Consider the following 14,810-nt stretch of genomic DNA (forward strand, 5'->3'; position numbering starts at 1 on the left):
AGATGAGGATTGATAAATGCGGCTATTTCAGCCATGCAACTACAAGAAATTTATATCCTGATCAATTGTTGTTTTGTGTTTGATGAAGTTGACGTTAGCGTTGGCTATGACCTCTTCCAGATGCCATTTGTCGAGATTTGGGATTTGGGTTTCGTAATGGATTTTTATTTCCTTGCCCCGGAGTTCTTCCATGCGGACAATATTGGACTGTTCCCTGATTTTGAAGATGGCTGTTTTATCTTCTTCATGTGCAAGTGCCAGTACGGGCACATCTTTCAGCAGCATCGTGGTAGCGACGAGATCGAGCTTCGGATAATAAAAAGTACCCTCATTTCCAATGCTGTTTTCCAGTTCCATACCTACACACCTTACAGGTTTGATGGTATAGGGGGCACAAAGTGCGAAAAGGGACTGCAGACCGATCTGGTGGGCAATGGCGACAGCAGCACGGATCAGGAAGATAGATCCTATGCCATAACCGGCAACCTCGCGGGAGTTCCATAGTCCGCACAGTTCACCAGTACCTTGCTGGGCGCAGCGCCAAACCAGATCAAAGATGCCACTATCCAGCGTTCCCGTGGCCGATTCAATAGGCAGAGGTTCAGATCCCCCGGCAACATGGACGCGGGCACCACCGTAGACTCTCTTCCCGTCCAGGGATTCAACAACAATTACAAATGCTGCCGGATTGGTGGTCCATCCATTCTTTGAAGAAGTTACCTTTGTCACCCCAATACTGGTTAAAACATGTGTATGTCCTTCAACAAACAGATCGCATGTTTCCGGATCATCAATTGCTCTGAATGCTCTAAGCCTAACCTCTGGATTTTCTTTATTTAAACCTTGCTCCATCTTACAGGCTTTGAATAAATGATAACATTATTAATTTTCGGGTTCTCCTGCTTTGTCTAATCGCGCTCATTGAATGATGTAAGAATTAAAGTTAGTGGTATTACGGGGTTAAAAGCAAATTTTCACTGTGATTATCAGTTGATTATAGTTTAGACATAGGTAGCTGTCCTAAATTCTAAATATAGCATAAAATCTACTGTCTAGTTAAGTTTGATATTATGTTTTGATAAATAAATGTTCAAATTAATGCTTTAATTACACATTCGATACATCGTAAGGGATAATTTACACTGAAGCGCTATCCCTGAATTTTTATTAAAATAATTTATACCTATACTCCGGCAGGTTTTATCGAAAAATAAATTCTTATAAATTGATAAAAGCAATATCTTTAAAAAAAAACGATCCCAATCTGATGAGTGCCGATAATCCAATTAATGTTCTGTATGTAGATGATGAGGTGCATAATCTTAGCGCATTTAAGGCGAGCTTCAGAAGAAAATTTAACATTTTTACTGCTGAGTCTGCAGTAGAAGGAAGAAAGATCCTCGAGAGCGAGCTGATTCAGATTATCATTTGCGACCAGCGGATGCCTGGTATGACAGGGATTGAGTTTTTAGAATCTGTGATTCCGGATTATCCGGAACCGATCAGGTTTTTGCTGACCGGCTATGAAGATATCACTGCTGTCATTGATGCGATCAATAAGGGGGAGGTCTATAAATACATCCAAAAACCATGGAATGATGATAACCTCCGCATCAATATAGAGAAGGCTTTTGAAATTTATTCCTTGCGCAAGGAGAATAAGGAGCTGATAGAATCACTCCTGATTGTCAATAAACAGCTCCAGTTTTTGCTCCGTCAGAACCTGCTTTAGCGCGTTGAAATGCGGTTAGAACATAGATTTTAGCTCCATATCAAACCATTCCGGTTTAACTGTGTTGACTGTAATGCCTGCTTTAACAGGGCTCATCATATGGAAAACGCAAAAAAACTGGTGCTGAAGACCTTGAAATGGCTCGGCATCTTCATCGTATCTATTCTGTTCCTGATGTTTATTATTCCAATCCTGTTTCCGGGAACTATTTCTGAGCAGGTAAAAATATTTGCCAATAAACGTCTGGCAGGCAAGCTGGATTACAAGAAAACTCATCTTACCTTTTTCAGGCATTTTCCATCTCTGACGGTGTCTGTAGATGACCTGTTGCTGCAGGGCTCAAAACCCTTTCAGCAGGATACGCTGCTTGCTGCAAAGGAAGTGGCGGTTGGTATCAATCTGAAAAACCTGATCTTTGATGGAGAGGTAAAGATTGACGAGATCTATGTTACGGATGCTTTTGCCAATGTTTACATCAACAGTAAAGGACAGGCCAACTATAACGTTTATATCTCCAGCCCTTCTGAAAGTCCGAAGGATACTACAGGAAAAGGCACATCTGTGAAGCTGGATCTGATAAAATTCCGGAACTGGCGTATCAAATACAATGACCACCCTGCAAAAATCTTAGTGGATGCAAAAGGACTTAACTACACCGGCCGCGGGGGATTGAGTGAAGATATTTTTGATCTGAAGACTGATCTGGCTATTGATCAGCTGGACTTTAGCATGGACAGGATTTATTATGCGCGACAAAAATATCTGCGTGCCGATCTGATTACCAGGATCAATACGGATGCACTGACTTTTGTACTGAGGAAAAACGAGTTAAAGATCAATGATCTTCCGCTCAAATTTACGGGTTTCGTCACTATCCTCAAAGATGGCTATAACCTGGATATTAAAGCTGCCTCTGAAAAAACGACGATCCGGGATATGATTTCTGTACTGCCACCGCAGTTCCTGGACTGGGCCAAAGACACCAAAATTGAGGGTAACAGTGATTTGTATTTTAGTCTCAAAGGTCAGTTCAGTGAACCCAGGAAACTTAAACCGAGATTTACAGCACGGCTATTCGTTAACGATGGTACGATCTCCAGTGCAAAAGCTCCGGTGCCGATGAATAATCTCAATGTCGACCTGAATATTGATGCTCCGGCTTTAGACCCTGAACAACTGACACTGGACCTGAAGAAGTTCAGCTTCGACCTTGGCGACAAAAATAATTTCAGGGCAGTGGTGAAAACCAAAGGATTGAGTGAGATGATGATCAATGCTGATGCAAAGGGAGCACTCAACCTGCAGACGCTTGATGAAGCGCTGGGTTTAAAAGATCTGGAACTTAAAGGTCTGATGAATGCCGATGTGAAGGCAAACGGAATCTTCAGCATGGATAAAAAGCTATTCCCGAAAACCAATGGATACATAGATCTGAAAAACGGATGGGTAAAAACTGCATCTTATCCAAACCCGATCCAGAATATCAACATGACCGCAAACATCAAGAATACGGATGGCACCTTTAGCAGCCTCGGGGTAAAACTTGATCCCTTTAAATTTGATTTTGAAGGAAATCCGGTCTTTGTGAATGCTGACCTGCAGAACTTTGAGGACTTACTCTATAAGGTCCGTGCAAAAGGGGTATTGAATATTGGAAGAATATATCAGGTGTTTGCGAGAAAAGGTTTGGACATTAGTGGTCTGATTACAGCCGACCTGTCGCTGAATGGCCGTCAGAGTTACGCTACGACGGGTCAGTACAGCAAGCTTGATAACAAAGGTACACTGGTCATCAAAAACATTAAAGCCAATACATCATACATGCCGAAGCCTTTTTACTTGAAAGAGGGGAACTTCGAGTTTGAGAACGAGAAAATGTGGTTCAGGAAATTCTATGCCACCTATGGAAAGTCGGATTTCTCTCTGAACGGACATCTCCTGAATACGATCAATTATTTTCTGGAACGTAAGGGAACGCTTCATGGAAATTTTGTATTGAACTCGAACTATATCCTGGTGGATGAGTTTATGGCGCTGAAGAGTGGGGATAATGACGACAAATCTATAGAGATTGAGTATGCCAAAGCCGAAAATCCTAAGAGCAGTGGGGTAGTCATCGTTCCGAAAAATCTGGATGTTTCCCTTGCGGCCAATGCAAAAAAGGTGGAATTTCAGGGATTGAACATCGGACAGCTTAAAGGAATGGCTGCAGTAAAAGGGGGGCAGATTTATCTGAAAAATACATCATTTGATATCGCGGGAAGCCGGATGAACATTGATGCCCGTTATCAGGACGAATCGCCGCTGACGGCCAACTTTGATGTCGGCTTTAAAGTGCAGGACTTTAATGTGCAAAGGGCATACAAAGAAATTGACATGATGCGTAAGCTGGCTACTTCTGCAAAAGACGTTAGCGGGATTGTGTCATTGGATTACAAGCTGAAGGGCGACTTTGATGAAAATATGAGTCCTATCTATCCGTCTCTTGAAGGTGGTGGTGTGGTCAACCTTCGCGATGTAGCGGTAAAAAATTACAAGATGCTTTCTGTCATTGGCGACAAAGTTGGCGCTGACGCTTTTAATGACCCGGATATGAAAGGTGTAAATATTGAAACGCATATCAAGAATAACCTGATCCATATTGATGAATTTGCTTTCAAGGTGTCTGTACTCAGACCAGCAATCAGCGGAACGGTAAGTTTGAACGGACTGCTGGATGTATTGGTGAAAGTTGGTCTGCCGCCTGCAGGCTGGATTGGTGTGCCTGTTGTAGTTACCGGTACGCAGGAAAAACCTGAGATTAAGGTATTCAGCAGAACAGGTCAGGGTATTGTGGATGCCTTATACAACAGGAAAAACAATAATATCGTCCGTGCCGAGAAACGTGATGTAAAGAAATCCGGCAGGGAGCAGCGTAAAGAGAAAAGGGAACAGGAAAAGAAAGCTGAAAAAGCCGAGGAACGCCTGGAGAAAAACCTGAAAAAGAATTAACAAATTTGGATACATTTGGTCAGCGACCCTGACCTTATGTATCCAAATTTCCTTGCCCACATCAAAAAATTGATTTCTTTAAATGCTGAAGAGGAAGAGCTGCTGTTGTCCGGTATCAAAACTCTAAACGTTAAAAAGAAAGATTTTCTGCTCAAAGAAGGTCAGGTCTGCAAGGCAAATTACTTTGTGGAGCAGGGGCTGATCAGGATGTATTTTATAAACGAGAAGGGTATTGAACAGGTTACCCAGTTTGCCCTTGAGAACTGGTGGATTGCCGACTATATGAGTCTGACCACACAGGGTAGCTCTCATTTCTATATCCAGGCGGTAGAAAACTCTACCATCATTGCCATAGAACACCATAAACAGGAAAAACTGCTGGAGAAAATTCCGCAACTTGAACGTTACTTTCGCCTGATGATGCAACGTGCCTATGCGGCGGCTCAGATGCGGGTGAAGTTTTTTCATGTGCATACCAAAGAAGAAAACTACCGGCATTTCATCAGCATGTTCCCGCAATTTGTTCAGCGCATTCCGCAGTATATGCTGGCCTCTTATTTAGGTCTTACACCAGAATATCTGAGTGAATTGAGGAAAAAGCAACCGTAGCCGCATTTCTTAAACCAGCTTAAGTTTTTTGAACCGCCTTCTCCGGATCTTTGATTCATCAATTAATCATTAAAGAAATGGAAAAGAGAATAAACATTGCGAACATTGAACCTGCAGCTTATAAAGCGCTGCTTGGATTGGAAAATTACCTGGGTACTACCAGCATCAGTAAAACTTTGAAGGAACTGATCAAAATCAGGGCATCCCAGATCAACGGTTGTGCCTTCTGTATCAACATGCATACCGTAGATGCAAGAAAAAATGGTGAGACAGAACAGAGAATTTACCTGCTGAATGCCTGGAGAGAAGCTCATGGGATCTATACAGATGAGGAAAGAGCTGTACTGGCACTGACAGAGGAGATGACATTGATTGCCAATGGTGGTCTGTCAAATGAAACTTATCAAAAGCTAAAATCATTTTATGATGATACCCAGCTGGCGCAACTGATGACTGCTGTGATCACCATCAACGGCTGGAACAGGCTGGCTATTGCTACGGAATTAGCTCCCCAGTAATAGAGTTGACTGAGCGCTTTCTCATTTCATAGCTACATTTTTGTTATCTTTGAGCTTGAAAAAGCGCTTCACACAGATCCCCTTAAGATTTTCACAGGAGAAATCTTCCTTTCTTGATTTCCTGCGTGGTGAACATTTTTCTGATGCCCTGAGAAACACGATCTCTGTCATTGTTCCATTGGTTGTATTTTTTGCTGCGGGCAATAAGGAGGCCGCAATTGGGATCGCTGCAACAGTTTTATTGATTTGTCTTACTGATTTGCCTGATAACAGGACCCATAAAATCAGGACTGCGCTGAGCAGTATTGTAGTGTTTACGGTCACCGCTTTTATCGTCGCCTGTACTGTTAAGTTGCCTGCATTAGCAGCAATCACACTTGTTGCCGCTGCCTTTTTCCTGTCGATGCTCAGTGTTTTCGGTGATAAGATGTCTGTGATTGGTAGCGTAGCTATTGTGTTGGCAACAGTAGTTTTCGGCATAAAGCCAGCAAATCCCTACCTGTTTACGGCCTATGTTGCCATTGGTGGTATCTGGTATTTCCTGCTCAGCGTCATTCAGTCCCAGATCAGTCCGTACCGATCATTGAACCATGCCATCCTTTTATGCCTCAAGACCAGTACACTTTATTTGAGGGAAAAGGCAAAATATTATAACCTGGATATTCCTTTTGATCAGCAACAGACTACTGCAATCAAACTGCATGTAGCCATCAACCAGCAACATGAGTATTTAAGAAGTCTCCTGCTGACGGATAACCTGACCATGAATATCAAAAATGAAAATGGACAGGTGTTATTAGGGCGTGCTCTACTGCTGATCGATCTGCATGAGCGGCTCAATGCGCTCAGTTTCGATTATACCTATATCAGAAATACCATGGCTGATACTGCAGCGCTGAAGACAGTGCATGATCTGATCAACCTGCTCGGAACGGAAATGGATCTGATCTATAAACGCAGTAAAGTCAGCAGTTCCTATTTAATTCATGATTTTAATCATGCCATGTTTACGGCGAAAAGGTCTCAGCTGGATGCAGAATCGGGAAATCTTAATGCAGCTCAATTACACATTGTTGAGGGGCTGACGAAGAATCTTGATCAGATTGCAGAGGTACTGGAGCAAATTACGGCAAATGTGCCCTCACAGAAACTGAGTGTAGAAGATAACTTGGGAACCATCGCCTATGATCAGTTTGTAGACCGTAGCGCTCCCGTCACCCGTTCTGCACTGTCATTCAGTTCGCCGGTATTCAGGTTTTCGCTGCGGCTGGCCATTTCCTTTGCCATTACATTTTTGTTCCTCATGGCTATTGGAAAATCTGACTATGGATACTGGACATTTTTAACGATCGCGGTTGTTTCAAGGCCAGGTTTTGCACAGACAAAAAAGCGGAATATCCAGCGGCTGGAGGGGAGTCTAAGTGGTTTGCTGGTGGCGGTGCTGCTATGTTTTCTGATCAGTTCCAATGTTGTGATTCTGGCGCTGGTGGCTATTTCATTGCTTGGGTTTTATGGTACGACCAGGTTAAATTATGGGGTAAGTGCATTTTTTGTTACCCTCACCGTGACCATGGTACTGGTGGTATATACCGGGCAGATCAACCATATCATGCTTTCGCGCTTTATCTATACACTTGCAGGCTGTTTTGTATCACTGGCAACGATCTTTCTTTTTCCGATATGGGATGCCACACGTTTACATGAGATGATTGGATGGGCAGTAACCGACAGCTGTGAATATCTTAAGGCTGCGGTTGAAAAGCACAGCCATGCTGCGCGGGATATCACCCATGAACGGTTGTCCAGGAAACTGGCGAATGTGGCGATTTATAGATTTTCGCAGGCTTTGGATAATGCATCTGTGGAGCCGCTGGCAAAGAGAATTAATATCAGCGCAATGAAATCCATGCGCCAGATCCTGTACAAAATAAATGCGGTAATTACCTCCATTTATTTATCCAGCGATCAATTCAGCCTGGATACACCTGATCAGGAAAAGATAGGGGAGATCATAGGAAAACTCCTGAACAGGGATACTGCGATGGATCCTGTTCCCGTATCTGATATACCTAGCGCTGGCGAATTCAAAACAGGTATCGAGAATTTCCAGGAAAAGCTCGCCCATCTGGATTCACTTTCCGGCGATTTCCGGTTGTGCTGGCAGGAATTAAACAGCGGATCTGCCTAAAGCTCTTTCCTTAATCTCGCTACAGGAATATTCATCTGTTCCCTGTATTTAGCTACCGTTCTTCTGGCAATGTTATATCCCTGATCCTTTAAGATTTCTGTCAGTTTTTCATCAGCCAGAGGCTTGCGTTTATCTTCATTGCCAATGCAATCCTCAAGAATTTTTTTCACCTCTTTATTGGACACTTCTTCGCCGCTTTCAGTTTGTATGGCTTCGGAGAAGAATGATTTCAGCAGGAACGTTCCAAATTCTGTCTGCACATATTTGGAGTTGGCTACCCTGGAAACTGTTGAAATATCCATATCGATCTTATCTGCAATATCTTTCAGGATCATCGGGCGCATTTTACGCTCATCACCTGTCAGCAGATATTCATACTGATACTGCATGATGGCATTCATCGTTTTTAACAAAGTCTGCTGACGTTGTTTAATGGCATCGATAAACCATTTGGCAGAATCCAGTTTCTGCTTCACAAACTGCACGGCCTCCTTTAACTTTTTATCCTTCTGGGCAGCCTTGTCATAATGCTCAAACATATCAATGTAAGAACGGCTCACCCTCAGCTCAGGAGCGTTTTTTGAATTGAGTGTAAGGATCAGTACCGAATCGTTATTGGAAATATGGAAATCAGGAATTACCTGTAATTGTTTTGTAGTTACCTGGTTAGAATCACCCGGTTTCGGATTCAGGCGAAGGATCTCGGCAATGATTTCCTTTAAATCTTCGCTGTTCAGTCCCAGTGATTTCTCCAGCTTATCGTAGTGTTTACGGGTAAACTCATCAAGATAGTTCTCCACGATCAGGATGGCCTTCTGAATAATCGGATTGAGCGGGTCTTTTCTACGCAGCTGCAGGGTCAGACATTCCTGCAGATCGCGGGCAGCAATTCCGGGAGGGTCAAAACTCTGGATTACTTTCAGCATTTCCAGTACATCTTCCTCTTCAACCATGGCGTTTTGTGAAAAGGCCAGGTCGTCAATCATGGAAGTGATGGGCCTTCTGAGATAACCATCGTCATCAAGACTACCGATAATCTGCTTACCGATAATAAAGTCGCGGTCGGACAGGGGAACAAGGTCAAGCTGTTCCTGCAGACTTTCAAAAAACGTACTTTCTATCGCTATTGGCGTCTCCTTTTTCTCATCATCATCATCACTGTTATTGTATGATGTACTATAATCATTACCTGCATCATCCTGCAGATAATCATCTACGTTAAACTCATCAACATTTTCTTCTTTAGAACCACCGTCAAAATCGTCGGGAGTATCATTCAGGTCGTCATATTCTCCTTTAGGTTCTTCAGCGATCATTAAACTTGGGTCTTCGAGCGCTGGGTTTTCTTCTAATTCTTCTTTTATACGGGTATCAAGTGAAACAGTAGGAACCTGCAGCAATTTGATAAATTGAATTTGCTGCGGAGATAATTTTTGAAGTAATTTTTGTTGTAAATGTTGTTTAAGCATGTTTTGTAGAAATGGTATTTTGACCCGTTTCAAAAATAAGCATTTGGTTTAGATATAAACTATACAGTCAAGTCTATTATTGTATTTGGCGCTATTTTTTCGATATAATACCCATATTTATGATAAACTTTATATTTTTTATGATACGGGAGGTCATAAAGGGAAGTTTGCTTTCCTCAAAAGTATCAAATCTGTTTTATAGCTTTTAAGAATACAGGTGCGGAAACACATTATCTTTATGTAAGTTTATACCATAAGTGATATTGTACATAAAATAAATTTATTATGAGTTTCGTTAAAGAATTTAAGGAGTTTGCCGTCAAGGGTAATGTGATAGACCTTGCTGTCGGTGTAATTATTGGAGGTGCTTTTGGAAAGATTGTTACCTCTATGGTGAACGACCTGATTATGCCTCCAATAAGTCTGTTGATTGGTGATAAGGGCTTTACCAACTACTACATTCCACTGAACGACAAAGTAAGTGAATTTGTGGCTGCAAACCCGAACGCTTCACTTGAAGATGTGAAAAAGGCCGGTCCTGTATTTGCATGGGGTAATTTTGCTACTGAAGTGATCAACTTTATCATTTTAGCCTTCATCATATTTTTGATGGTAAAAGCCATTAATTCGATGAAACGCAAGGAAGAGGAAGCCCCTAAAGCTCCGCCTGCACCATCGAAAGAAGAAACCTTACTAACTGAAATCAGAGACCTGTTGAAAACCAGAACAGTATAAAGTTAATTTACTTTTCCTGAATCGGTTATAATCACATAATCTGCAATGGCTGCATACTTTGCGGTGTCTTTTGCATCAGCACTGCCGGCAGAAAAGCAGGATATATTTACTACAGAAAGCCTGGGAGCATACTTTTTTAGTTGTGCTACCAGGCCTAATTTTTCATCGCTGTGAAACCTGCCGTTCATCTGCAGGATCTTTCTGCCCGGATTGGCCTTTGCATATTTGGCAACAGACCAGGCCATGGCAGCATCCCATAGGTTCTGGGTCTGATAAATTTTCATGGCGCCCATACTGTGTCCTCCAAGTGTTTCCATAAACTTTTCATGATACCTGCCGGTTGCGGTATCTACCGGCAGAGGTGGCAGGAAAGCTCTGGATGCCTCAGGAAATTCCTTGAGCTGCGCTAATCCGGCGATTGTTACTGCATTGCTGTAACGGGTTGCCGCATTTGCTGCAATCACATCCGTATGGGCAGCTTTTGCGATTTCAACTAGCGGCTTGTAATCCTTATAGTTATTCCATGCCTTTGCTTCTTTGATAAAATTCTTCTCGGAGATCAGGGATAAAAGATATTCATTGATAACCGGCTGTACATCTGTGCCGAACATTTCCATGGACAGTGCTGTCCGGGGATACATGCGGATCATTCCCTCCAGAATCTTTGCTTCCAGCAAATGCCCGATGGAATCATTGTGTTCTTCGCCAAATACCAGGACATCAACTTTCTTCAGGTTGCCCAGCAGCTCCTCTGTGCTGATCGTTCTGCCGCTTTTGGTCTCCATGATTTGATAAGAACTGCTATCCTGATTGACTTGCTGTGCAGGCGATGTAAAATAGGAGAGCAGAACTGGCAGCATTAAAACGGCAAACTGAAGGAGCTTTTTCATGTCGGTTTTGGATTAAGAGTATACATGGCGAAGTTAATGAAATATTTTACCGGCAGAAAAATGCTGTTCACCGGCTTTTTGCTGTGGTATGGCTGCGCAGTATTTAGAAAGCTCGCATTATACCCTAGTTTAGATGAAAATTAAGATTAAGGTTATGAAAACGGACATCAATTCAAACAATCACTCAAACAGACTTGGCGGTGGAATACTTTTGCTGGTAATTGGTCTGATATTTTTCTTAAGAAACTTCGGTATAGGAGTTCCTCACTGGGTATTCAGCTGGCATACGATCCTGATGGCCATCGGTCTGCTCATCGGCTATCGCCGTAATTTTACGGGTGGCGGCTGGATGGTAATGGTAGTCATTGGCGCTATCTTCACTTTAGAGGATATATCAGGACTGGACATGTCTGAGTATTACTTCGCGGGTGCCTTCATCCTTCTCGGATTATACATGATCCTGAAGCCGGAGGGACTCAACAGACTCAACTGGAAAAAAAAAGTCCCGACTTATCCCATAGTTAGCGGGCAGGAAGCAGGAGCAGGTACGGGCAGCCCGGAGAATGATTTTATAGACTCTGTCAATATATTTGGGGGAAGCAAACATCAGATCATTTCCAAGAACTTTAAGGGAGGTGACGTAGTCAGCGTATTCGGCGGCTGTGACCTGATCTTTACGCAGGCAGATTTTGAGGGTACCGTAACGATCGATGTGGTGGCAATATTCGGGGGAGTAAAGATTGTGATACCTCCGACATGGGTCGTGAAAACGGAACTGACTCCTATATTTGGTAGTGTAGATGACAAAAGATCCCTTATTCCGGCTGCGGGAGAGTCACAAAAAATCATCAGAATCACTGGTGTAGCGATAATGGGCGGAGTGGATATCAGAAACTATTAAATCGAAGACTGTGGCCAATAACCCCTTATTAAGCAAAAGTGTACAGAAAGCAGGATTGATGCTCTTCATTGCATGGATTGTAGCGTTTGTCCTGCTTTTCTATTATACACTGAATTTTAACTGGTACGCTTCGGTAGCGGACAGTCTGATCACCAATATTCTCCTTGCCTTATCCTGTCTGGTGGTGGGTACTACACTCAGGTTTTACCAGCCAAAACAGGAGATTGTACTCTTTGTAATCGTACTCGCCATTGCGCTGTCGGTCGCCACTTCATTCATCAGCACCTATGTGCTCAGTATGATCTTCGGCCGGTACCAGACCTATGTGAGCTTCCTGGATGTTTCTATGCCCTTCAGGACAATCGTATTGTTTGTATTTCTGGCCTGGTGCGCCTTTGCGAACGTTTTATGGTATAAACTGGAAGAACAGTCCGAAACCCAGGAACGCCTGCACACTGCACAGAACCTGGCCAAGGAGGCCGAACTGAACAAACTAAGGCATCAGCTGCAGCCCCACTTTTTATTTAACAGCCTCAATTCTGTATATGCACTGACGATTGTGAACCCAAAGGAAGCGGGTACCATGATTACCAAGCTGGCTTCTTTTTTACGGGGAACACTGAAAAGAGACGACGAAGTATGGGTGACTGTAGAAGAAGAGATGGAGTACATCCAGCTGTACCTGGATATTGAGAAGGTTCGTTTCAGCCACCGGCTAAACCTGGATATCAGCATTGATGAAGATACACTGGGCCTCAGTCTGCCCGGTACATTACTTCAGCCTATTGTAGAAAATGCGATCAAATTTGGCCTTTACAATACCTCTGCATCTATTTTGATCTCGGTACATGTGAAGGTAGAGCATAACTTGCTGCAGATAAGTGTGAAAAATCCTTTTGATCCGGAAATGAAAGCTACCGGAGGTACCGGATTTGGTTTGACTGCTATCAGAAGAAGATTATATTTGCTCTTTGCGGACAGCAGTTTGCTGCAGACGGCAACCCTGGATGAAAATATCTATTTAACGACGCTTAAAATACCACAGAAATATGATCAGAACAATACTTATTGATGATGAACCTTTAGCAAGAGATGTGGTTAAACATTATCTGAAGAATTTTCCTGATGTAGAGATTCTGGCTGAATGCAGTGATGGTTTTGAGGGTTTAAAAGCCATTACCCAGCACCGGCCTGATTTTATTTTTCTGGATATACAGATGCCCAAAATCAATGGTTTTGAGATGCTGGAACTGGTAGACGACCCGCCGGCAGTCATCTTTACCACGGCATTTGATGAATTTGCCATTAAAGCTTTTGAAGTCAATGCTGCAGATTACCTGCTGAAGCCTATAGAACAGGAGCGCTTTGATCAGGCGATGCATAAGCTTCCGGCACGCTTAAAGCAGGCAGAACCTACAGAAGAACTGTTGGAAAGCGCCGGGATGAGTCCGGCACAGCAGCATAGGGTAGTGGTTAAAACGAATGGGGTGATCAAAATTATTCCTGTAGAGGATATTCACTATTTTGAAGCAGACGATGACCATGTGAAACTGAGTACCACTGAAGGTGCTTTTTTCAAAAATAAAACTATGAGTTTCTTTGAAAAAACCCTGGATAGTGAACAGTTTATCCGGATTCACCGCTCATACCTGATTAACCTGGGGCAGGTGAGTAAAATAGAATTGAAAGAAAAAGATAGCTATATAGTTCTTTTAAAGTCAGATATTTGGCTTCCTGTAAGTAAAACAGGATATGTGAAACTCAAAGCAGCACTCGGAATATAGCTGGAGTATTGCCTGTGCAGATATAATCCTGCGGGCACAAATAAAGATGGATAAAAAGCAAAAGTTTGCTGAATCTATTTGCAATTAATAAAAAATCGCGCTATATTTGCACCTCTTATTTAAAAAAATAATAGTTAAGATATCATACAGTTATGAAAAGAACATTCCAACCTTCGCAAAGAAAGAGAAGAAACAAACACGGCTTCCGCGAAAGAATGGCTACAGCAAACGGTAGAAGAGTATTAGCTTCTCGTCGTGCAAAAGGAAGAAGAAAATTATCAGTGTCTGACGAACGTCGTCACAAAGCATAATTTTGATTGCTGCACGTTAAGTGCCGGCAGATCATTATGTCTGCAATTAAGCGATCAAAAACATGAAAACATTTATCAAAGAAGAACGGTTATGCAGTAGGAAATCATTAGACCTGCTATTTAAGAACGGTTCTTCTTTTTTATTGTACCCCTTCCGCCTGTCTTATTTATTTATCCCGGGCAAAAGTGCATTTCCTGCACAGGTAGTAATCAATGTATCGAAAAAAAGGTTTAAACGTGCGCATGACAGGAACCTGATCAAGCGCAGGACACGTGAAGCCTATCGTTTACATAAATCCACTGATCTTTATCCTCTGATTGATAAGGAAGATCAGACTTTACTGCTTTCCATACAGTTTATTGGCAAAGAGCATTATGAATATGCTTTTTTTGAGAAGAAATTAGCCGGCGCAATGAAGAAGCTGATTACAACCCTGCAGGCTGATGGAACCGATTAAACGTGTAATTGGCTGGTTCTTTTTGGCACTGATCAGATTCTATCAGTGGTTTATATCCCCGCTGCTGGGATCAAGCTGCCGGTTTACACCTACCTGCTCCCAGTATGGCATCGAAGCGATAAAAAAACATGGACCTTTCAAAGGCGGATGGCTTACACTTAAACGGATTGGCCGCTGCCACCCCTGGGGAGCACATGGTCATGACCCTGTTCCCTGATTATTAG

15 protein-coding genes are annotated in these 14,810 nt (G+C 42.6%); 12 read left to right on the forward strand and 3 right to left on the reverse strand.

Going from position 1 to position 14,810, the window contains the following annotated elements:
* Positions 1–39: 39 nt before the first annotated feature.
* Positions 40–852: a hypothetical protein gene (locus OQY15_RS14610; RefSeq protein ID WP_265792535.1), complete on the reverse strand. Its 813-nt coding sequence runs from the start codon at positions 850–852 to the stop codon at positions 40–42.
* A 415-nt stretch (positions 853–1,267) separates the two neighbouring features.
* Here OQY15_RS14610 and OQY15_RS14615 point away from each other — a divergent pair, with 415 nt between their 5' ends.
* From OQY15_RS14615 to OQY15_RS14635, 5 genes are all read left to right on the forward strand, one after another.
* Positions 1,268–1,732 (forward strand): response regulator, encoded by a 465-nt coding sequence (locus tag OQY15_RS14615; RefSeq protein WP_265792663.1) that lies wholly within the window; start codon positions 1,268–1,270, stop codon positions 1,730–1,732.
* Positions 1,733–1,831: 99 nt separating this feature from the next.
* Positions 1,832–4,723, forward strand: coding sequence for an AsmA-like C-terminal region-containing protein (locus tag OQY15_RS14620; RefSeq protein WP_265792536.1), 2,892 nt, complete (start codon positions 1,832–1,834; stop codon positions 4,721–4,723).
* A 36-nt stretch (positions 4,724–4,759) separates the two neighbouring features.
* The gene (locus tag OQY15_RS14625; RefSeq protein WP_265792537.1) at positions 4,760–5,332 is read left to right on the forward strand and encodes a Crp/Fnr family transcriptional regulator; all 573 of its coding nucleotides are present in this window, start codon (positions 4,760–4,762) and stop codon (positions 5,330–5,332) included.
* A gap of 77 nt (positions 5,333–5,409) precedes the next feature.
* Positions 5,410–5,850, forward strand: a complete 441-nt coding sequence (locus OQY15_RS14630; protein ID WP_265792538.1) for a carboxymuconolactone decarboxylase family protein — start codon at positions 5,410–5,412, stop codon at positions 5,848–5,850.
* 55 nt (positions 5,851–5,905) lie between these two features.
* Positions 5,906–8,038 carry an FUSC family membrane protein gene (locus tag OQY15_RS14635; protein WP_265792539.1) on the forward strand — a complete coding sequence of 711 codons (2,133 nt, stop codon included), beginning with the start codon at positions 5,906–5,908 and terminating at the stop codon, positions 8,036–8,038.
* Here OQY15_RS14635 and rpoN read toward each other — a convergent pair.
* On the reverse strand, positions 8,035–9,507 hold the full coding sequence (rpoN, locus tag OQY15_RS14640; RefSeq protein WP_265792540.1) for an RNA polymerase factor sigma-54: 1,473 nt from the start codon (positions 9,505–9,507) through the stop codon (positions 8,035–8,037). The genes OQY15_RS14635 and rpoN overlap by 4 nt on opposite strands.
* 285 nt (positions 9,508–9,792) lie before the next feature.
* On the opposite strand from rpoN, the gene mscL reads away from it, so the two are divergent.
* Entirely contained in the window at positions 9,793–10,242 is a 450-nt protein-coding gene (gene mscL, locus OQY15_RS14645) for a large conductance mechanosensitive channel protein MscL (protein WP_265792541.1), read from the forward strand.
* 2 nt (positions 10,243–10,244) lie between these two features.
* On the opposite strand, the gene OQY15_RS14650 is transcribed toward mscL, so the two are convergent.
* Positions 10,245–11,132, reverse strand: a complete 888-nt coding sequence (locus tag OQY15_RS14650; RefSeq protein ID WP_265792542.1) for a ChaN family lipoprotein — start codon at positions 11,130–11,132, stop codon at positions 10,245–10,247.
* A gap of 133 nt (positions 11,133–11,265) precedes the next feature.
* Here OQY15_RS14650 and OQY15_RS14655 point away from each other — a divergent pair, with 133 nt between their 5' ends.
* The 6 genes from OQY15_RS14655 (at position 11,266) to yidD (ending at position 14,803) form a co-directional block, all read left to right on the forward strand.
* Positions 11,266–12,033: a hypothetical protein gene (locus OQY15_RS14655; protein ID WP_265792543.1), complete on the forward strand. Its 768-nt coding sequence runs from the start codon at positions 11,266–11,268 to the stop codon at positions 12,031–12,033.
* A 10-nt stretch (positions 12,034–12,043) separates the two neighbouring features.
* Entirely contained in the window at positions 12,044–13,105 is a 1,062-nt protein-coding gene (locus OQY15_RS14660; RefSeq protein ID WP_265792544.1) for a histidine kinase, read from the forward strand.
* On the forward strand, positions 13,083–13,817 hold the full coding sequence (locus tag OQY15_RS14665) for a LytTR family transcriptional regulator DNA-binding domain-containing protein (protein ID WP_265792545.1): 735 nt from the start codon (positions 13,083–13,085) through the stop codon (positions 13,815–13,817). Before OQY15_RS14660 ends, OQY15_RS14665 begins: the two co-directional genes overlap by 23 nt.
* A gap of 152 nt (positions 13,818–13,969) precedes the next feature.
* Positions 13,970–14,128: a 50S ribosomal protein L34 gene (rpmH, locus tag OQY15_RS14670; RefSeq protein ID WP_083251894.1), complete on the forward strand. Its 159-nt coding sequence runs from the start codon at positions 13,970–13,972 to the stop codon at positions 14,126–14,128.
* A 62-nt stretch (positions 14,129–14,190) separates the two neighbouring features.
* Positions 14,191–14,586: a ribonuclease P protein component gene (locus tag OQY15_RS14675; RefSeq protein ID WP_265792546.1), complete on the forward strand. Its 396-nt coding sequence runs from the start codon at positions 14,191–14,193 to the stop codon at positions 14,584–14,586.
* A complete protein-coding gene (gene yidD / locus OQY15_RS14680; protein WP_265792547.1) occupies positions 14,573–14,803 on the forward strand; it encodes a membrane protein insertion efficiency factor YidD in 231 nt (76 codons plus the stop codon). Before OQY15_RS14675 ends, yidD begins: the two co-directional genes overlap by 14 nt.
* Positions 14,804–14,810 lie beyond the last annotated feature (7 nt).

It is taken from the genome of Pedobacter sp. MC2016-15 (assembly GCF_026239695.1).
Taxonomy (GTDB): domain Bacteria; phylum Bacteroidota; class Bacteroidia; order Sphingobacteriales; family Sphingobacteriaceae; genus Pedobacter.